Source organism: Streptomyces sp. NBC_01298, from assembly GCF_035978755.1.
GTDB lineage: Bacteria > Actinomycetota > Actinomycetes > Streptomycetales > Streptomycetaceae > Streptomyces.
In genome coordinates this window covers 7,796,490-7,814,388 of sequence record NZ_CP108414.1, presented here as the reverse complement: position 1 = coordinate 7,814,388, position 17,899 = coordinate 7,796,490, and the positions used below count along the sequence as shown (strand labels likewise).

Below are 17,899 nucleotides of genomic sequence, written 5' to 3'. Positions count from 1 at the left end.
CACGGATGAACACGCAGGACTCCTACGAGAGGAACTCCTACGAGCGGGACCCGTACGAGCGGGACCCGTACGAGAAGACCTTCCCGCCGTTCCCGCCCTCCCCGGGCCGCGGCTTCGCCCATACCTGGTGGGGCCATGCCTGGCTGCGCGCCCTGGAGGACAGCGCGATCGACGGTCAGCAGGTCAAGCAGGGCCGCCGGTACGCGCGTTCGGGCGCGGTCGGGGCCGTGTCCGTACGCCCGGGCGGGCTGACGGCCGTGGTGCGCGACCCGGACGGGACGGCGCACCGGACCGACGTGCTGGTGCAGGAGTTCACGGAAGCGGAATGGGACCGGCTGCTCGGGATGGCCGCCGCCGAGTCCGGCCACATCGCTGCGCTGCTCGACCGGGAGGTTCCGCCGGAGCTGGCGGAGGACGCGGCGGCGGCCGGGGTGGACCTGTTGCCCGGGATAGGGGACCTCGACCCGCGCTGCGACTGCGAGGAGTGGGACCACTGCCCGCACACGGCGGCGCTCTGCTACCAGGTGGCGCGGCTGCTGGACGAGGACCCCTTCGTGCTGCTGCTGCTCCGCGGGCGGGCGGAGGCCGGCCTGGTGGCCGAGCTGGAGGAGCGCAGCACGGCGGAAGCGGAAGCGGGCGCGGAAGCGGGCGCGGAAGCGGGCGCGGGATCCCCCGGCTCCGCGCCCGACGCCGGTGTCCCCGCCTCCGAGGTCTACGCGGCGGCTTCCGCCCTGCCCCCGCTGCCCCCGCCCGCGCGGCTGCCGGACGCGCCGGGCCAGCCTCCGACGCTGGACACGGAGTCGGGGACGGAGCCGCCGGGCCTGGATGTGGACGGGGTGGAGTTCCTGGCGCAGGCGGCCGCGACGCAGGCGTACGGGCTGCTCGCGGAGGCGCTCGCTCCGGCCCACGCGGAGCGCGCCCCGCGGCCCGGTCCCACGCTCGCGCAGGACGCCGTACGGCTCACGGCGCAGGCTCACGACCTTCGGGTCCGCTCCCGCCTGTCGGCGGCTTCCGACAGGGACCGGGCCGCCATGGACCGGGCCGTACTCGCCTGGGGCTTCGGCGGGGCACAGGCCGTCGCGGTACTGGAGGAGGACTGGACCCCGGACCGGGCGTCGCTCGCCCGGGCCAGGGCCGCGCTGGCGTCGGCATGGCCCGACGGGGCGGAAGCCACCGCGGAAGCCACCGCGGACGCCGGCCCCGACGTCGACGCCCCGGTGCTGCGCCGGATCCGGTCCCGCTGGACCGAACCGGGCGGCGACCGCCAGCTCCGCCTGGGCCGCGACGGCCGCTGGTGGCCGTACCGCTGCGCGGCGGACCACTGGCTCCCGGCGGGCCCACCGTCCCCGGACCCCGCGGCCGCGCTGGCGGCGCTGGACCCGGAGGAGACGGCCTAGCGCGGCCTCCCCGGGGCTCGCACCGATCGGGACCGGCCGAGTTCGTCCCGCACTGGCCGACGCACCGCTTGCCGGGGCGGCGGGCCGGTACGACGATGGGGCGCTCCGGGTACCAAGGCACCGCGAGAGGGCGACATGGACGATCCTTCGGTGGCTCTGCCGGGCGGGGCCGACCCCGCCGAGCGGACGCGGGAACTACGGGCGGCGCACGCCGCGTTCACCCGGGACGGGCGGCTCGAGGCCCCGGTGCGGGCGGTCATCGCGAGGTCCTGGCGCCGCTGCGCCCGGGCCCGGGTCAGCCCGGAGTGCACGCCCCGTCTGGAGCTGGCCGGGGCGGAACTGCGGTCGTACCGGGAGCAGCATCCGCTGGCCCGGGTGCTGCCGCTGTTCCGGGACCTGGTGGGCGCCTTCGCCTCGGACGGGGCCCACCTGCTGGCGGTGTGCGACGCCCGGGGCAGCCTGCTCTGGGTGGAGGGCGAACCCGCCACGATGCGGCGTGCGGAGGGCCTCGGCTTCGTGCCGGGGGCCCGCTGGGCGGAGACGGCGATGGGCACCAACGCCCCCGGCACGGCGGTGGCGGTCGGGGAGCCGGTCCAGGTCTTCGGCGCCGAGCACTTCAGCCGTCGGGTGCACCCGTGGACCTGTGCGGCGGCTCCGGTCCGCGATCCGCACACCGGAAGGCTGCTCGGCGCCGTCGACGTCACCGGTGGCGACTGGCTGGCCCATCCGCACTCCCTGGCCTTCGTGCGTGCGGTGGCGTGCGCGGCGGAGGCCCGGCTCGCCCTGCTGGATCCGCGGCCCGGGGCACCCGGGGACTGCCTCACGGCACTGGGCCGTGAGGAGGCGCTGCTGACCGGAGGGGGCCGTGAGCTCCGGCTCGGGCGGCGGCACAGCGAGATCATGGCGCTGCTCGCGCACCACCCCGAGGGGCTGTCGGGGGAGGAACTGGCGATCGCCCTGTACGAGGACGAGTCGGTGTCACCGGTCACCCTGCGCGCCGAAATGTCACGGCTGCGCGGCCTGTTGGGCCCCCGGGCCCCGCTCTCCCGCCCGTACCGCACGGCGGCCCCGCTGGAGGCCGACTTCACCGCCGTCACCCGCCACCTGGCCTCCGGCGCCGTCTCGGCGGCCCTGGCCGGCTACCCGGGCCCGCTCCTGCCCGCCTCGACGGCGCCCGGCATCGTCCGGCTCCGGCGCCGCATCGAGGAGCAGGCGCGGGCCGCGGTGATCGCGCGGGCCGACCCCGGGCTGCTGACGGACTGGGTGTGCGGCCCGTGGGGCACGGAGGACGCCGAAGTCTGGCGGGCCCTGGCGGCCGTCCTCCCGCCTGCCGGCCGGACGGCCGCGCTGGCCCGCGTACGGGCCATCGACGCGGAACTCGGGACGCCACCGGCGCACGTCCCGGTCCCCGGATCACCGGCGCGGCGCCGCGACACCCCGGCGGGGAGCGCCACGGCCCCCACCGCACCGCCGCCCGCGGGCCGTTCACCGCGCGGCCGTGCAACGTACCGGCAACCTGCCCGCCCCTAGCCTCACGGCGAGCACCGGCCGATGGCGGCCGGCGCCCGGCAAGGGGAGACCTTCCATGGCCCGTTACGCTGCGCCCGGTACCGAAGGCGCGCTGATGTCGTACGCGTCCCGCTACGGCCACTTCATAGGCGGCGAGTACGTCGAACCCGCCCTCGGGCGGTACTTCGCCAACCCCTCCCCCGTGACCGGCGAGACCTTCACCGAGGTGGCGCGCGGAACGGCCGAGGACATCGAGCGCGCGCTGGACGCGGCGCACGCCGCCGCGCCCGCGTGGGGACGCACCTCGACCACCGAGCGGTCCACGATCCTGCTGCGCATCGCGGACCGCATGGAGCGGAACCTGGAAGCACTCGCGGTCGCGGAGACCTGGGAGAACGGCAAGCCGATCCGCGAGACCCTGGCCGCCGACATGCCGCTCGCCGTGGACCAGTTCTGCTACTTCGCGGGCGCGCTGCGGGCCCAGGAGGGAGCCCTCAGCCAGATCGACGAGGACACGGTGGCCTACCACTTCCACGAGCCGCTGGGTGTGGTCGCCCAGATCATCCCGTGGAACTTCCCCATCCTGATGGCCGTGTGGAAACTGGCGCCGGCCCTGGCCGCGGGCAACACGGTGGTCCTGAAGCCGGCCGAACAGACCCCGGTGTCGGTGCACTACCTGATGAGCCTGATCGCGGACCTGCTGCCGCCGGGCGTGGTGAACATCGTCAACGGCTTCGGCGAGGAGGCGGGCAAGCCGCTCGCGTCCAGCCCGCGCGTGGCGAAGGTGGCCTTCACCGGGGAGACCTCCACCGGGCGGCTGATCATGCAGTACGCGGCGGAGCACCTCAAGCCGGTCACGCTGGAGTTGGGCGGCAAGAGCCCCAACCTCTTCTTCGACGACATCTGGACCGCCGACGACGACCTGCGGGACAAGGCCCTGGAAGGCTTCACGATGTTCGCCCTCAACCAGGGCGAGGTGTGCACCAGCCCGTCGCGCGCCCTGATCGAGCGCGGCCGCTACGGCGACTTCCTCGACGCGGCCGTGGCCCGCACCGAACTGATCGTGCCGGGGCACCCGTTGGACACCGACACGATGATCGGCGCACAGGCCTCGGCGGAGCAGCTGAAGAAGGTCCTGTCCTACGTGGAGATCGGCCAGCGGGAGGGCGCGAAGCTCCTGACCGGCGGCGGGCGCATCGACCACGGCGGGGAACTGGCGGGCGGCTTCTACGTCCAGCCGACCATCTTCGAGGGCGACAACCGCATGCGGATCTTCCAGGAGGAGATCTTCGGCCCGGTGGTGTCGGTGACCTCCTTCCAGGACTTCGACGACGCGGTGCGCATCGCGAACGACACGGCGTACGGCTTGGGCGCCGGCGTCTGGACCCGCGACATCAACACGGCCTACCGCGCGGGCCGCGCGATCCAGGCGGGCCGCGTCTGGACGAACTGCTACCACGCCTACCCCGCCCACGCCGCCTTCGGCGGCTACAAGCAGTCGGGCATCGGCCGCGAGACCCACAAGATGATGCTGGAGCACTACCAGCAGACCAAGAATCTCCTCGTGTCGTACTCGCCACAGAAGCTCGGCTTCTTCTAGAGGCACGAGAAATGGTGCCTGACCTGGCGTTTTCCCCAGGCCAGGCACCATCGGCAGATCATCGCGCGGCAGGACCGTGACGGACGCTCCTTGTGTACGCCGCTACGACGCGGCCACGGGCATGACGTGGCCGAGCAGGCCCTCCTTCGTATAAGGCCCCTCGCAGTCGGCCCTGTTGGAGACGAAGTGGTCGAACACGGAGGGGGCGTAACACCGGTAGAGGGGCACCGAGCCCGGCACCGCCCTGGTGTACACGTATCCGACCGCGCCGAGGGGCTGTTGGCCCTCGCACCCCGGGTCGGCGGTCAGCAGCGAGTGGTTCGCCACCTTGCACTCGTAGAGGCGGACGGTGCCGGGCGCGGGGTCCCTCAGCACCTTCCAGACCCCTTCGTGGGTGAACCCGGAGGGCAGGGAGCGCGAGGACGCCACGTGCCCGGCGTGGGGTCGGTGGCCGCGGACCAGCGGTACGTACGGGGTGGTGTGGCGACCGGCTCCCTCCCAGGTGCGCAGGTAGCCCTCGGCTCCCCGCATGAGCTCGTCCACCACGTCCTGGCCGCCGGTGACCCGGATGTCCTCGATCCAGTCGGGTACGAGGCCGTAATGGGTGCCGCCGCCGTCGGTGTTGACGTCCCAGACGCGCGAGCCGGTGACCTGCCGGTCGAGGACCGAGCCGCCGTCGGGGCTGCGGAAGGGGTAGCGGACGGGGTTCCCGGCCGCGGCCCGGGGGCCGGGGAGCCAGGCGAAGCCGTTCATGTCGGTGCCGATCCCGTACCCGGCGCCGTACTCGGCGCGCAGCGCGGCATGCCTGCGCGCCTCGGCGGTGAACGCGGGCGCCTCGTACATGTGGCCCGTGATGAAGCCGCCCAGGCGGTAGACCCGCTCGGTCCAGTTGTCGTCCATCCAGCCGTGGGTGGAGAGCACGCCGGAGTAGCGTTCGGCTTCGAGCACGCGCAGCGCCCGGTTGGCCGCCTTGACACTCATGTGGTCGATTTCCAGCATCATGTTGCGCTTGGTCATGCCCAGTACCGCGTACTCGCCCAGCGCGGTCAGGCCCCGGCGGTTGCACTGTGCGGCCTGCAAGGAGGCTTCGTACTGGGGAAGTTCGACGCCTTCCGGCAGAGATTCCCGAATCCGGGCCTCGGCCTCGGCCTCGGCCTGCGCCTGCGCTTCGGAGGTGCCGGGGTCCGAGGCCTTCACGGCGGCCCCCGCCTCCGCATGGCCCTCGGCGGCCAGTCCGAAGCCGATCGGGTTGTCGTGCTCGGCGCCGGGGCAGGGCTCCGTGCTCCAGAAGGTGCCCGTCGACAGGAACTGGCCGGCGTTGATGGCCATGCCCTGGGTGCCCGAGTCGAACCGGACGCCGCACAGGGCGTTGTCGAACTTGTGGCACAGGAACATGCTGCGCACGCCCAGAGCGTGCAGTTCGTCGAGGCCGCGGTCGATGTCGGCCATGGTGCAGCGGGCGCCGTCCAGTACCTGTTTGCAGCCGAACGGTTCGGAGGTCTCCACCCCGAGGACGACGGCCAGTTTGCCCTCCTGGATGACCTTGCGGGCCTGGTCGGGCTCGGTGACCACCCGGAACCAGCCCTTGCCGGGGCCGCCGTACATCGTGTCCACGTGGTTCTGGAGTTCGTACGTCTTCTGGATCTGGAGCCTGATCGCGGTCATCTCGTCACAGCCGCGGTCCTTGAAGAAGTGCATCGAGCAGATGACCCCGTTGGTGACCATGTCGTTCACCAGGATCCGCTGGCCGCCCCGCCACGCCCGCTCCACCCAGGCGTAGTAGGTCTGCTGGTGGGTGGCGGAGTCGTGGGCCGGCCAGTCGCGGAACGTCGGCCAGCCGGTCGGGTCGTGCCGGCCGTCACCACCCTTGGTGATCATGTCGAAGAGGGCGAGGACACCGTTCGGGTAGTGCTCGGGACAGTCCCTGAGGGCGTCCGCCACCCCCGCCGCGGAGAAGGTCTTTCCGCAGACCAGCCGTCCGCCGAAGGCCTCGTCGGACATCAGGTGGACGTGCCCGTCGACGTATCCGCGGACCCGGCCCTGGGCGTCGGTGCCGGTGAACGGCTCCCCGGTGACGTTGACCTGCGAGTCCGGGGCCGGGCGCGCCACGGGCTCCCACCACTGCGGGCCCGCCGCCGCGCCGACGGCCGGGGGGCCGAGCAGCAGGGTGACCAGTGCGAGGACCAGGCCGGCTAACAAGTACCGGCTTCGCCCGGGGGCTCTTCGACGGTTCATCCCCATCCCTTTCTCCTTCTCCTTCACAGTGCGTTCATGACATGACATGGGTACGGACCAGGGCCAGGTACTCGGCCGCCAGGCGATGGCAGTCGCCTGGCCACCGCGCGGAGACGTAGTTGCCGTCCTTGACGGTGAAGCCGCGTCCGGGCCGGGCGGCGGTGTCGCGGAGGGGCAGCGGCGGGCCGGTGAGGAAGTGGGCCGGATCGGCGAGCGCCGCGGTGACCTCCTGCTGCACGGTGGTGCGGTAGGTCCGGTAGTAGCGCCCCAGCCAGAACCGGGTGAGGTTCCACCCGGTCAGCTCCAGCAGGGACGTCAAGGCCGTCGTCCGCCGGCCGTGGAGGACCGAGCGCCCGGTGGCGGGATCCTTGGCCCGGGCGGCGAGGAGCACTCCGTGGCAGACGGCCCCCATCGGCAGCCCCTGGGTGAAGACCCGGGCGAACAGGTGCTGGGCGGTGGCGTCCTCGAGCAGGGTGCGCATGCCCGGGGCGTGGCCGCCGGGGACGAACAGGCCCGTGACGTCGGCCGGGTCCACCTCCTCGTACGGGGAGGGGGCGAGGAAATGGGGGTCCTCGGTGAGGTCCCGGTAGGCGGCGAGCTCGGCGCGGCGGGTCATCAGCCAGGGCGACAGCCAGGAGAAGCCGAGGTCCGTGAGCCGGGGGTCGGCGTACGCGGCCTTGCCGCCCGGGGTCGCGAACCGCACCTCGAAGCCGGCCTTCCGCAGGGCGGCCCAGGGCACCGCCGCCTCGGTGGGGTCGTAGTCTCCCGCGGGGAGCAGGAAGAGAATCACGGCGTACTCCTCTGAGCGGTGGCGATCGCGACAGCAAGAGCGGCACGCTCCCCGAGCGGGGGGGCGCTGGAGCGTGCCGCTCTTGGTGCCCGAAGGCCGACCTTAGGAGCAGCCCCCGGCGCCGTCATTGACTTCGGCGGCCAACCCGTTGACTCTCCGGACCGGCCCCGGCGTCGTCCCGCGGGCGGTGCCGCGGAGCGCCGTGCCGGGGCGCCGTGCCGGGGCCGCGGTGACGCGGGCGGTGTTGACGCGGGCGGCGCGTCCGCATTGACTGACCGATGTGTCAGCCATCGAGCCGCCCTCAGTCGCCGCGTGCTACGCCCTCGCCGTCCTGAGCGCCACGGCGGAGGGCACCGGCGGGTCGGCCGCCCGGGCCCTGCCCACGGACCGGCTGGAGTTCGGCGAGATGCGTGCCCTGTGGGACGAAGTACTGGGCGCCGTGGGCGCCGGCCCGCACACCGGACTCCTCGTGGGCGACCGCATCAGGCCCGAGGGACTGCACATCCTGGGCCACCTCGTCCTCACGTGTGCCAGCCTCGCGGACGCCGCGCGGGCGGCCGAGCGCTACCACCCCCTGGTGAGCCAGGCGGGCGCGGTGACCCTGCAGCGCCGCGCCGGCGTCGGGCGGGTCTGCTACCGGCCGAACGTCGCGCCGGAGGCCATGCACCCGCAGCAGGTGGAGGCGGTCGTCAGCAGCATGGTGCGGGCGGGCCGCTGGATCGCCGGCGACGGCTGGGCGCCCCTGGCCGTGTCCTTCACCCACCCCCGCAGGGGCTCGGCGGAGCCGTACGCCGACGTCCTCGGCTGCCCCGTCGTCTTCGATGCCCCGGAGACCGCGATCACGGTCGCCGACGACGACCTCGACCGGCGCCGCCCGCTCTACGACCCGGCGCTCAACGCCCTGCACCGGGCCTACGCCGACCGGCTCCTGCGCCGGCTGTCCACGGCCGTGACCTCGACCGTCGCCGAGCGCGTACGGCAGTGGCTGGAGGAGGCCCCGCTCGCGGACGCGGGCCCCGACGGCCCCGCCAAGGAGCTCAGCCTCAGCGTCCGTACCCTGCGCAGGGCCCTGCACGCGGAGGGCACGTCGTGGCGCGCGCTCCTCGACACCGCCCGCCACGGCCGGGCCGGGCGGCTGCTGGAGACCACGGACCTGCCGCTGGACCGGATCGCGCCGCTCGTCGGCCTGAGCGGTGCGACGGCCCTGGTCCGCGCCTTCAACCGGTGGGAGGGCATGCCTCCGGGGGCGTACCGCAGCCGGCAACGGCCCCGGGCCGAGGAGCGCGACGCGGCCTGCCACGGGTGAGGAGGGTCACCGCGGGCGACGCCCCGGCCGGCCGTCTCCGTTGCTAGATTGTCCGGCGGCCGAACCCAGGCCCCGGACGAGATGCGCCGTACCCGGTTACGCACGACGACGCGCGAGGTGCCGCACCAGCGGCGCCTTCCGCTGTCCGCACCCGGGCAGCGTCCTCGTCGAGCAAGATGGGCCGAACGCCATGACCGTGCCACTCACCCGCAGCCTGTACCGGACGACCGCGCACGCCGCCGGGGGCCGCACCGGATCCGTCCGCACCGAAGACGGCCGCGTGGACGTCCGTCTCGCCCCGCCCCGCAAGAACGTCCCCGGCACCACCAACCCCGAGCAGCTGTTCGCGGCCGGTTTCGCCGCCTGCTTCACCTCCGCGCTCGCGGAGGTCGCCGCCGAGTTCGGGGCGGACGCCTCCGCCGCACGCGTGGCGTGCGAGGTGCAGCTCGGCACCACGGACACGCCTGCGGGCTACGGTCTGGCGGTGGCCCTCACCGTCAGCCTGCCCGGGTGGCGGGCGGCAGACCTCCAGCCGCTGCTGCACCGGGGGACGCGGTCTGCCCCTACTCGCAGGCAGTACGCGGCAACGTACCGCTGACGCTCCTGGCCCTGGACGACCCCGCTGGCGCCGACGACCCGCTCACAGCATGACGTGCTTGGCCTGGGTGTAGTCCAGGAGGCCTGACAGGGAGAGGTCGCTGCCGTAGCCGGAGTGTTTGACTCCGCCGTGCGGCATCTCGGAGACCGTGGTGCCGTGGGTGTTCACCCAGACGATGCCGGTGTGCAGGGCGCGGGTGGCGCGCATCGCGCGCTCGTGGCCGGTGGTCCACACGCTCGCGGCCAGGCCGAAGCGCACTCCGTTGGCGAGGTGCAGGGCCTCGGCCTCGTCCGCGAAGGACTGGACGGTCACGACGGGTCCGAAGATCTCCTCCTGCACGATCTCGTCGTCCTGGCGGACGCCCGCGATCACGGTGGGCTCGTGGAAGAAGCCGGGGCCCGCGAACCGGCTGCCGCCGGTGACGATTCGGGCGTGGGGCGGCAGCCGGTCCAGCAGTCCTCGTACGGAGGCGAGTTGGCCGGCGTTGTTGAGGGGACCGAAGTCGGCGCCGGCGCGGAGCCCGGCCGCCTCGGCGGCGAAGGCCGCGAGGAACGCGTCGTGGATCCGGCGGTGGACCAGGAACCGGGTGGGCGCGGTGCAGTCCTGGCCGGCGTTGTAGTAGGCGACCGCGGCGAGGGCGGCGGCGGTGGCTTCCACGTCCACGTCCTCGTGGACGATGACGGGTGCGTTCCCGCCGAGCTCCAAGTGGACCCGCTTGAGGCCGGCCGCGGCGGCCGCCGCGATCTCCCGTCCGGCTCGGACGCTGCCGGTGACCGCGATCAGGGCGACCGCCGGATGGGCGGTGAGGGCGCGGCCCGCGTCGCGGTCCCCGCAGACGACGTTGAGCACGCCCGGCGGCAGGTGCTCCGCGGCGATCCGGGCCAGGAGCACGGACGAGGAGGGGGTGGTGTCGGCGGGCTTGAGCACGGTGGTGTTTCCGGCGGCGATGGCCGGAGCGATCTTCCACGCGGCCATCATCAGCGGGTAGTTCCAGGGGGTGATCTGGGCGCAGACGCCGACCGGTTCGCGGCGCAGCAGGGAGGTGCGGCCCTCGGTGTACTCGGCCGCGGCGGCGCCCGGGAGGTTCCGCGCGGCTCCGGCGAAGTAGCGGACGGCGTCGGCGATCGCGGGCAGCTCGTCGTCCCTGAACCGCTCGGCGGGCTTGCCGGTGTCCCCGGTCTCGGCGGCGGTGAAGGCGTCGGCGTGCGCCTCGATGGCATCGGCCACGGCGAGGAGGGCGCGCTGCCGGATCGCCGGGGTGGTGAGGGACCACTGTCCGTACGCGGCCGCTGCCGCGAGGCAGGCCGCGTCCGTGTCGGCGGGGCCCGAGCGCGGGGCGTGGCCGTGCACGCGGCCGGTGGCGGGGTCGGTGAGGGGCATGGTCTCGCCCGAGGCAGCCGGCTGGTCCACTCCCCCGATGTGGTTGTGGAGGGGCCCGGTGTCGTTGTGGAGGGGCCCGGTGTGGTGGTCCACGGGTCCCGTGCGGTGGTGCGGGGTGTCAGCCACGGCGCAGGGCCTCCTCGGCGGCGGCTCGTCCGGTGCGGACGGCGCCTTCCATGTAGCCGGCCACCCACTGGTCGGATCCGCAGACGTAGAAGGGGGGTTCGTGGGTGCCGTGGCGGGGGCCGACGGCCATGACGTCGCCGGGGGTCCACTGGGTGACGTAGCCCTGGGTCCACGGGTCGGTGCCCCACATGCGGATGAACGCGGCGAGCGGCCGGTTGGCCTCGTCGCCGTAGAGGCGCGCGATGTCGGCCAGCAGTTCGGGGGTGCGCAGGGGTGCGGGCGTACCGAGGAGGACGCCGTAGCGTTCGGGCGGGACGAGGGCGGAGAGGATGCCTTCGCTCTGCGGCCAGGTGCTGCCGAGGATCCCTTCGCTTTCGGAGAGGCCGCTGAGGCCCCGGTCGCGCCAGAAGGGCCGGGCGTAGGCGGCGGTGAACTTGGCCGCGAGGGCGTGGCGTTGGCGGTGCAGGGAGGAGAGGCGTTCGTCCGTGACCCCGGTGACGGCGACCGCCCGGAGCGGCCCCACCGGGAGCGCGCTGACCACGGCGGCGGCGGTGAGGGTTTCGCCACCGGCCAGGCGTACGGAGCTGCGGCCGGGCCGGTGTATCGCGACCGCCTCGACGGGTGAGCCCGTACGGATCCGGCCGCCGAGGGCCTCGGCCATGCGCAGGGCCACGGTGGCCGAGCCCTCGGCGACGCGCAGGCCCTCCCACGCCTCGTACTCGTAGTGGCCGGTGCCGGGTACGGCGGCGTGTTTGCGGAGGGCCGCGAGCAGGGAGGTCCGTTCGCAGGAGCCGTCGGCGAGGGCGAGTTGGCCGATCTCCCAGAGGCGGACGACGGCCTGGGTGGCGCCCTGGGCACGGAGCCAGGTGCCGACGGACAGCCGGTCGAGGTGCGCGGCCTCGGGGTGGGACCAGGGGTCGGCGGGGTCGACGGTCGCGGCGAGCACCGTGAAGGCGGCGGTGACCTTGGCGTGGCAGGAGTCGTCACCGGGGCCGAACCAGTGGGGCGGATCCGTGGCGGAGACTCCTTCGGCGGTGGCGCGGACGAGGGCGCCGGGCTCGGAGACGTAGCTGGGGACCAGGGTCAGGCCCAGTTCCGCGACCAGGGCGGTGTAGGCGGTGTGGGCGCGGCCCACCACCTCCCCGCCGAGCTGAACCAGCCGGCCGTCGGGGAGGGTGGTCTGTTCGACGCGTCCGCCGACGCGGTCGCGTGCCTCGACGACGAGGACGTCGGCCCCGCCCGCGGCCAGGTCGCGCGCGGCGGCGAGACCCGCCAGTCCGGCGCCGAGCACGATGACGTCGTGGTTCATGGGGTGTGCTTCCTTCGGTCGGTGCCGGATGGCGGCGGGAGCGAGGGGAGGACCGGTCCTCGACTGACCGGTCAGTCGAGGACGCCGGTCAGTCGAGGACCAGGCAGTGTTCGGGGTTCCAGCCGATCTCGACCTGCTCGCCGCCGCTCCAGCGGTCCTCCATGCGGGAGCGGACGGTGTTCTGCTCCAGTACGGACACCGTGACGCCGGGGGCCAGTTCGATGAGGTAGGTGGTGGTCGGGCCGGAGTAGACGGTCTCCCGGACGACTCCGCCGACCTTGGCCATGCCCGGTTCGAATCCGGAGAGCCAGATCTTCTCGGGGCGGATCGAGAGGCTGACCCGGCTGCCGTCGGGGACGCCGGACCGGGGACCGACGGGCAGGGCCGGCCCCTGGTCGAGGACGACGCGACCGGAGCGGTAGGTCCCCGGGACCAGGTTGGAGGTGCCCATGAAGGTGGCCGTGAAGCTGCTCGTGGGGCGCTCGTACACGTCCTCCGGCGTGCCGCACTGCTCGATGCGGCCCTCGTTCATGACGGCGAGGCGGTCCGACATGGTCAGGGCCTCGTCCTGGTCGTGGGTGACGAAGACGAAGGTGATGCCGACCTCCCGCTGGATCTGCTTGAGCTCGACCTGCATCCGGCGCCGCAGTTTCAGGTCGAGGGCGGCCAACGGCTCGTCCAGGAGCAGCACTTGGGGCCGGTTGACCAGGGCGCGGGCGAGGGCGACGCGCTGGCGCTGGCCGCCGGAGAGGGTGGGCGGTTTGCGGCCGGCCAGTTCCCCGAGCTGTACGAGGTCCAGCATGTCGCCGACCCGTTGGCGGATCTCGGCGCGGGGCACGCCGCTGCGCTTGAGGCCGAAGGCCACGTTGTCGGCGAGCGAGAGGTGGTCGAAGAGGGCGTAGCTCTGGAAGACGGTGTTGACGTCGCGCTTGTTGGGCGGCAGACCCGTGACGTCCTCGCCGCCGAGCAGGACGCTGCCCTCCGTGGGGTCGGTGAAGCCTCCGGTCATGCGCAGGAGGGTGGTCTTCCCGCAGCCGGAGGGGCCGAGGAGGGAGAAGAACTCGCCCGGGGCGATGTCGAGGGTGACGTCGTGGACGGCGTAGGTGTCCGTGGTGCGGTACCGCTTGGCGACCCGGTCGAGCCGGACGGCGGGCTGTGGGTTCGGGTGGTGCATCGGTGTCACTTCCCCGGGAGCAGATCGAGGCCGCCCCGGCGGCCGAAGAGGCGCGGGATGGCAAGGGCGAAGGCGATGAGGGCGATGGACCCGACGAGCATCAGGGTGCCGACGGCGTTGATGGTGGGCTGGACGCCGAACCGGATCGCCGAGTAGATGCGGACGGAAAGCGGCTGCGGGTCGACGCCGGTGGTGAAGTAGGCGAGGACGAAGTCGTCGAAGACCAGGGCGAAGATCAGTACCCCGGACGCGAGGATGCCGGGGAGCAGTGCGGGCAGGGTCACCAGGCGCAGGGCTTGGCGGCGGGTGGCTCCGAGGTCCATCGCCGCCTCCTCGACCTCCGGGTTGAGGGCCGCGATGCGGGAGCGCAGGATGACCGTGACGTAGGAGATGGAGAAGGTGACCTCGGCGAGCATCACGGTGGTGGTGGACAGGGTGATGCCGAGGCCCTTGAAGAGCATCATCGATGCGACGCCGGTGACGATCTCCGGGGTGACCAGCGGTACGAGCATGACCAGGCCGGCGAAGGAGCCGAGGCGGCCGCGGCCGCGGACCAGTCCGAGGGCGAGGAGCACTCCGAGGACGAGCGAGACGGCCATCGCGACCAGGGACACCCTCAGGCTCATGCCGAGCGAGCCGACGAGTGCGTCGTCGCGGAGGAACGCGCGGTACCAGCGCAGGCTCGCGCCGTCGAAGACGGTGAGGGACTTCTGCGCGTTGAAGGAGAAGAGGACGACGACGCCGACGGGGAGGTAGAGCAGCGCGAAGAAGACCGCGGTGACGGCGATGGCGAACCGGGGCCGGCGGTCTGCGCCGCGGCGCCGCCTGCCGCGCGGGGTACGAGGTGACGGAGCCGTACCGGGTGACGGAGCCGTACCGGGTGACGGTGCCGTACGAAGCGAAGGTGCCGTACGGGGGACCGGGCGCGGGGTCATCGGACCGCCTCCGCCTCGTCCTTGCGGGTGCGCCTCAGGTAGCCGAGCATCCCGAGGAGCAGGACCGCCATCAGCAGGATGGTCAGGGCCGAGCCGAGCGGCCAGTTCTGGCCCTGGAAGAACTTGTCCTGGATCAGGTTGCCGATCATGATCTGGTCGGGGCCTCCCATGAGCTGTGCGCTGACGAAGTCGCCCATGGCGGGCAGGAAGACGAGGACGCAGCCCGCCGCCGCGCCCTGGCGGGTGGCGGGCACGGTGACGAAGAGGAAGGTCCTCAAGGGGCCGCCGTAGAGGTCCCGCCCGGCCTCGATGAGCGAGGTGTCCATCCGCTCCATGGCCGCGTACAGCGGGATGATCATGAAGACGACGAAGCCGTAGACGAGGCCGGCGATGACTCCCGGGGCGGTCTGGAGGATCTTGGTGTCGGTGTCGGCGAGGCCGATCGCGCGCAGGGCCTTCAGCACCGGCCCGTCATCGGAGAGCACCACGGACCAGCCGTACATCCGTACCAGGTAGTTGGCGAAGAACGGCACGACGATCGCGGCGATCAGCAGGCTCTTGAAGCGGCCGCCGCGCAGGGCGATGGCGTAGGCGACCGGGTAGGCCACGGCCAGGCAGATGAGGCAGGTGATCAGCGCGTAGCCGAGCGAGCGCAGCAGGACGGTGCGGTAGGCCGGATCGGCGAGCGCGGCGAAGTTCTCGAAGTTGAGCCCGAAGCGCGGGTTCCCGAGCGGGTCGGTGGTGCCGAGGGCGAGGGTGGCCACCAGGAGCAGGGACGCGACGAGGAACCCGGTCATCCACAGGGTGCCCGGGAGCATGAACCAGGTCCACAGCCTCGCCTCCTGCCCCGCACGTCCTGCGCGTGGCGGAGGGGGCGGGAGGGATCGGCTCCGCGGACCCCGAAGATCAGGTCGTGGCATGTCAGCCGGCCTTCACATCGGTCCAGGCGGCGTCGCGGTGCTGCTCGCCCTTGGCCGTGCCGTTGCGGAAGTAGAGGTCGTCCTTGAGGTCGGCCGCCGTCACCTGGCACTGGGGGAACGGCTCCACGAGCGCGGTGTAGGTGTCCTCGGTGCCGCGGACCGGCATGGGGTAGCCGATGTACTCGATGTTCTTCTTCGCGTTCTCCGGGCGGAGCATGTAGTCGATGAAGAGCATCGCCGTGCCGGGGTGCTGCGCGTTGGCGGGGATCGCGTAACAGTCGGAGTTGAGGGGAGCGCCCTCGCGCGCGACCTCGAAGCCGAAGACGGCGGGGTCCTCGGCCTGGGCGAGCATGGCGGCCATGTCCCCGCTCCACGCCTGCGTCATGTCGGCGTTGCCGTTGAGCAGGTTGTTGTAGCTGTCGCTGGAGAAGCCGCGCAGGCGGGGGCGGAGCGAGCGCAGGGTGTCGGTGACGCGCGCGAGCTCGTCCTGGTCGTCGGTGGTGAGGCCGAGGCCGAGCTTCAGCGCCCCCACGCCGAGCACCTCGTCACGGTCGTCGAGTACGAAGACCTTGCCCTTGGCCCGCTCGTTCCACAGGTCGTCCCAGGAACCGGTCAGGTCACCGAGCCGGTCGCGGCGCCAGCCGATGCCGGTCTTGTACATGGTGAAGGGCACGGTGTGCCGGGAGCGGGGGTCGTACCAGGGGTCGGCGAAGTAGTCGTAGCCGGCGAACACCGCCTCGGCGTTCTTCAGCCGGGTGTGGTCGATCGTCCGCAGCTTCCCCCCGGTGGCGAGGCGCTGGGACCATTTCGCCGTGGGGAAGATGATGTCGTACCGGTTCCCGGAGTTGAGCTTGGCGGCCATGCCTTCCATCGAGTCGAAGTTCGACTGGACGACCTTGACGCCGTACTCCTTCTCGAAGCCTTCGAAGACGGCCGGGTCGACGAAGTCGGCCCAGTTGAAGTAGACGAGGTCGCCGTCGACCTTGACGTCGATCGGCGTCTGCGCGGCCGCTTCGCCGGCCGGGTCCTCACCGGCCGCGAACCCGCAGCCGGCCGCGGCGAGGCCGAGTGCGGCGGCGGTGCCGGCGCGGAGGAGGGAGCGTCTGGACAGGGGGTGTGCCTCGGGGGACATGCGGGGTCCTCTCCGTAGGGGGGCCGTGGGGGGCCGTGGGGGACGAAAGGTGTCTCAGGCGCGGTTCAGTGCTCGGCGTCGGCCGTGTCGGGATCCGCGACGGCGTCCAGCTCCGCTCGGATACGGCCGGCGAACCAGCCGACCGCCGACTCGCGGCGGGACAGCGGGCCGGGCTCGAAACCGGGGGTGGAGAGCCCCTTCTGCACGCGGGCGACCAGCTCGACGTCCTCGTCGTTGGTGATCCAGCCGATGTGGATGTTCAGGCGGCGGGCGATGCGGGTGCGCAGGCTCGTACCGCGGCGGGTGTAGAACGCGCCGGGGACCGCCACCCGGTCCACCGCCGTCGGGATCGCGGTCCAGGCCAGGACGTGGTCGGGGTAGAAGTCGATGAGGGTGTTCGGGTAGATGACCGCGTACCGCCAGACCCGCCGGTCGGCTTCGGTGAGGCCGGGCATGGGTGCGGCGATGCGCTGGTAGAGGCGTTCGGCCCAGTTCGAGGACGGCTTGTCCCGCAGGGGCGAGGCGAACAGCGCGTAGGACCCCTCGATCTCGCAGGTGTAGCCCTGGTAGTCGAGCAGCCGCATCAGTCCCGGGTGGGCCACCGGTACGTGGTAGCCCTCCAGGTAATTGTCGACCGTCACCTTCCAGTTGGCCTCCTGCACCTCGGCCGCGGCCAGGTCGTGGATCCGGGCGCGGCCGACCGGCACCAGGCCGGCCCCGGCGTAGTGGCCGACGGCCTCCGCGAGCCCGGCGCACTGCTCGGCCAGGGGTACCGCATCGAGGTCGAGGTTGACGAAGACGAAGCCGAGGAACGATTCGACTCGGGCCGGGAACAGGCCGAGCGCGGGCTTGTCGAGGCAGGGGATCTGCCGTGCCTCCGGGGCTCCGACCAGGCTTCCGTCGAGGCGGTAGGTCCAGCCGTGGTAAGGGCAGCGGATCGCTTTGCCGGCCGGTTCGGGGGCGGTGACCAGGCGCGTTCCTCGGTGGCGGCACACGTTGAGGTGGGCGGCGAGGGCACCGTCCTCGGTACGGACGACGAGCACCTCGCGGCCGGCCACGGTGGCGGCGAGCCGGGCGCCCGGGTTCGGCAGGTCGGACTCGTGGCAGACGAGCTGCCAGGACTTGGCGAAGACGAGCCGGATCTCCTCGGCGGCGATGTCGGGATCGGTGTAGTAGCGGGCCGACAGGGCGGGCCCGGGGAGGTGCGGGACCGGCTGGTCGGCCGGGGGCCTTTCGGGTGCTCTGGAGTGCATCGGGTGACTCCTCCGTACCGGCGGTGCGGCGATCGGTCTCGGCGAAGGGCAGCGAGACGACCCGGCGGCGGGCAGCGGGCCGGGCGGACGCCGAGGCCTTGCTGACCGATTGGACAGTCAGATTGCTGGCTGATTTCCGCTGGGTCAAGACTTGTACGCTGACCGATCGGTCAGCTAGCGTAATTCTCGTCGCCGCACCGGAGTTCATCCTCTTCTGAGCCATTTGTCTGACCCG

The 17,899-nt window shown here is 72.8% G+C and carries 14 protein-coding genes and 1 riboswitch; of the genes, 5 read left to right on the top strand and 9 right to left on the bottom strand.

The genetic code is table 11. The features are described from left to right. Positions 1-5 precede the first annotated feature (5 nt). From OG730_RS35735 to exaC, 3 genes are all read left to right on the top strand, one after another. Positions 6-1,397: an SWIM zinc finger family protein gene (locus OG730_RS35735; RefSeq protein ID WP_327308127.1), complete on the top strand. Its 1,392-nt coding sequence runs from the start codon at positions 6-8 to the stop codon at positions 1,395-1,397. 135 nt (positions 1,398-1,532) lie between these two features. Further along, the gene (locus tag OG730_RS35730; protein WP_327308126.1) at positions 1,533-2,927 is read left to right on the top strand and encodes a sigma-54-dependent transcriptional regulator family protein; all 1,395 of its coding nucleotides are present in this window, start codon (positions 1,533-1,535) and stop codon (positions 2,925-2,927) included. A 55-nt stretch (positions 2,928-2,982) separates the two neighbouring features. Further along, complete coding sequence (gene exaC, locus OG730_RS35725) at positions 2,983-4,506, top strand: acetaldehyde dehydrogenase ExaC (protein ID WP_327308125.1); 1,524 nt, start codon at positions 2,983-2,985, stop codon at positions 4,504-4,506. 102 nt (positions 4,507-4,608) lie between these two features. On the opposite strand, the gene OG730_RS35720 is transcribed toward exaC, so the two are convergent. Both OG730_RS35720 and OG730_RS35715 read right to left on the bottom strand, forming a co-directional pair. Continuing rightward, positions 4,609-6,747 (bottom strand): discoidin domain-containing protein, encoded by a 2,139-nt coding sequence (locus OG730_RS35720; RefSeq protein ID WP_442815233.1) that lies wholly within the window; start codon positions 6,745-6,747, stop codon positions 4,609-4,611. A gap of 28 nt (positions 6,748-6,775) precedes the next feature. After that, positions 6,776-7,531 carry a type 1 glutamine amidotransferase domain-containing protein gene (locus tag OG730_RS35715; RefSeq protein WP_327308124.1) on the bottom strand — a complete coding sequence of 252 codons (756 nt, stop codon included), beginning with the start codon at positions 7,529-7,531 and terminating at the stop codon, positions 6,776-6,778. 280 nt (positions 7,532-7,811) lie between these two features. Between OG730_RS35715 and OG730_RS35710 the strand changes: the two genes are divergently transcribed. Both OG730_RS35710 and OG730_RS35705 read left to right on the top strand, forming a co-directional pair. Next, positions 7,812-8,837: an AraC family transcriptional regulator gene (locus OG730_RS35710; RefSeq protein ID WP_327308123.1), complete on the top strand. Its 1,026-nt coding sequence runs from the start codon at positions 7,812-7,814 to the stop codon at positions 8,835-8,837. Between the two features lie 52 nt (positions 8,838-8,889). Beyond that, a riboswitch (guanidine-III (ykkC-III) riboswitch) is annotated at positions 8,890-8,952 on the top strand. Positions 8,953-9,027: 75 nt separating this feature from the next. Further along, the gene (locus OG730_RS35705) at positions 9,028-9,435 is read left to right on the top strand and encodes an Ohr family peroxiredoxin (protein WP_327308122.1); all 408 of its coding nucleotides are present in this window, start codon (positions 9,028-9,030) and stop codon (positions 9,433-9,435) included. Between the two features lie 42 nt (positions 9,436-9,477). Here OG730_RS35705 and OG730_RS35700 read toward each other — a convergent pair whose 3' ends face one another. The 7 genes from OG730_RS35700 to OG730_RS35670 all read right to left on the bottom strand — a co-directional run bounded on the left by OG730_RS35700 (position 9,478) and on the right by OG730_RS35670 (position 17,664). Next, a complete protein-coding gene (locus OG730_RS35700) occupies positions 9,478-10,815 on the bottom strand; it encodes an aldehyde dehydrogenase family protein (protein ID WP_327309555.1) in 1,338 nt (445 codons plus the stop codon). Between the two features lie 118 nt (positions 10,816-10,933). Continuing rightward, complete coding sequence (locus OG730_RS35695; RefSeq protein ID WP_327308121.1) at positions 10,934-12,250, bottom strand: flavin monoamine oxidase family protein; 1,317 nt, start codon at positions 12,248-12,250, stop codon at positions 10,934-10,936. A gap of 88 nt (positions 12,251-12,338) precedes the next feature. Beyond that, positions 12,339-13,424, bottom strand: coding sequence for an ABC transporter ATP-binding protein (locus OG730_RS35690; RefSeq protein WP_327308119.1), 1,086 nt, complete (start codon positions 13,422-13,424; stop codon positions 12,339-12,341). 5 nt (positions 13,425-13,429) lie between these two features. Beyond that, the gene (locus OG730_RS35685; protein ID WP_327308118.1) at positions 13,430-14,359 is read right to left on the bottom strand and encodes an ABC transporter permease; all 930 of its coding nucleotides are present in this window, start codon (positions 14,357-14,359) and stop codon (positions 13,430-13,432) included. Continuing rightward, positions 14,356-15,177 carry an ABC transporter permease gene (locus OG730_RS35680; protein ID WP_327308117.1) on the bottom strand — a complete coding sequence of 274 codons (822 nt, stop codon included), beginning with the start codon at positions 15,175-15,177 and terminating at the stop codon, positions 14,356-14,358. Before OG730_RS35680 ends, OG730_RS35685 begins: the two co-directional genes overlap by 4 nt. A gap of 103 nt (positions 15,178-15,280) precedes the next feature. Further along, positions 15,281-16,411 carry a polyamine ABC transporter substrate-binding protein gene (locus OG730_RS35675; RefSeq protein ID WP_327308116.1) on the bottom strand — a complete coding sequence of 377 codons (1,131 nt, stop codon included), beginning with the start codon at positions 16,409-16,411 and terminating at the stop codon, positions 15,281-15,283. Positions 16,412-16,476: 65 nt separating this feature from the next. After that, positions 16,477-17,664, bottom strand: a complete 1,188-nt coding sequence (locus tag OG730_RS35670) for an aromatic ring-hydroxylating oxygenase subunit alpha (protein WP_327308115.1) — start codon at positions 17,662-17,664, stop codon at positions 16,477-16,479. Positions 17,665-17,899 lie beyond the last annotated feature (235 nt).

Bases quoted from the DNA above. Each gene is read 5' to 3' on its own strand.
- OG730_RS35735 (WP_327308127.1), top strand. From the start codon at position 6: ATGAACACGCAGGACTCCTACGAGAGGAACTCCTACGAGCGGGACCCG.
- OG730_RS35730 (WP_327308126.1), top strand. From the start codon at position 1,533: ATGGACGATCCTTCGGTGGCTCTGCCGGGCGGGGCCGACCCCGCCGAG.
- exaC (WP_327308125.1), top strand. From the start codon at position 2,983: ATGGCCCGTTACGCTGCGCCCGGTACCGAAGGCGCGCTGATGTCGTAC.
- OG730_RS35720 (WP_442815233.1), bottom strand. From the start codon at position 6,747: ATGGGGATGAACCGTCGAAGAGCCCCCGGGCGAAGCCGGTACTTGTTA.
- OG730_RS35705 (WP_327308122.1), top strand. From the start codon at position 9,028: ATGACCGTGCCACTCACCCGCAGCCTGTACCGGACGACCGCGCACGCC.
- OG730_RS35700 (WP_327309555.1), bottom strand. From the start codon at position 10,815: ATGCCCCTCACCGACCCCGCCACCGGCCGCGTGCACGGCCACGCCCCG.
- OG730_RS35695 (WP_327308121.1), bottom strand. From the start codon at position 12,250: ATGAACCACGACGTCATCGTGCTCGGCGCCGGACTGGCGGGTCTCGCC.
- OG730_RS35690 (WP_327308119.1), bottom strand. From the start codon at position 13,424: ATGCACCACCCGAACCCACAGCCCGCCGTCCGGCTCGACCGGGTCGCC.
- OG730_RS35685 (WP_327308118.1), bottom strand. From the start codon at position 14,359: ATGACCCCGCGCCCGGTCCCCCGTACGGCACCTTCGCTTCGTACGGCA.
- OG730_RS35680 (WP_327308117.1), bottom strand. From the start codon at position 15,177: ATGCTCCCGGGCACCCTGTGGATGACCGGGTTCCTCGTCGCGTCCCTG.
- OG730_RS35675 (WP_327308116.1), bottom strand. From the start codon at position 16,411: ATGTCCCCCGAGGCACACCCCCTGTCCAGACGCTCCCTCCTCCGCGCC.
- OG730_RS35670 (WP_327308115.1), bottom strand. From the start codon at position 17,664: ATGCACTCCAGAGCACCCGAAAGGCCCCCGGCCGACCAGCCGGTCCCG.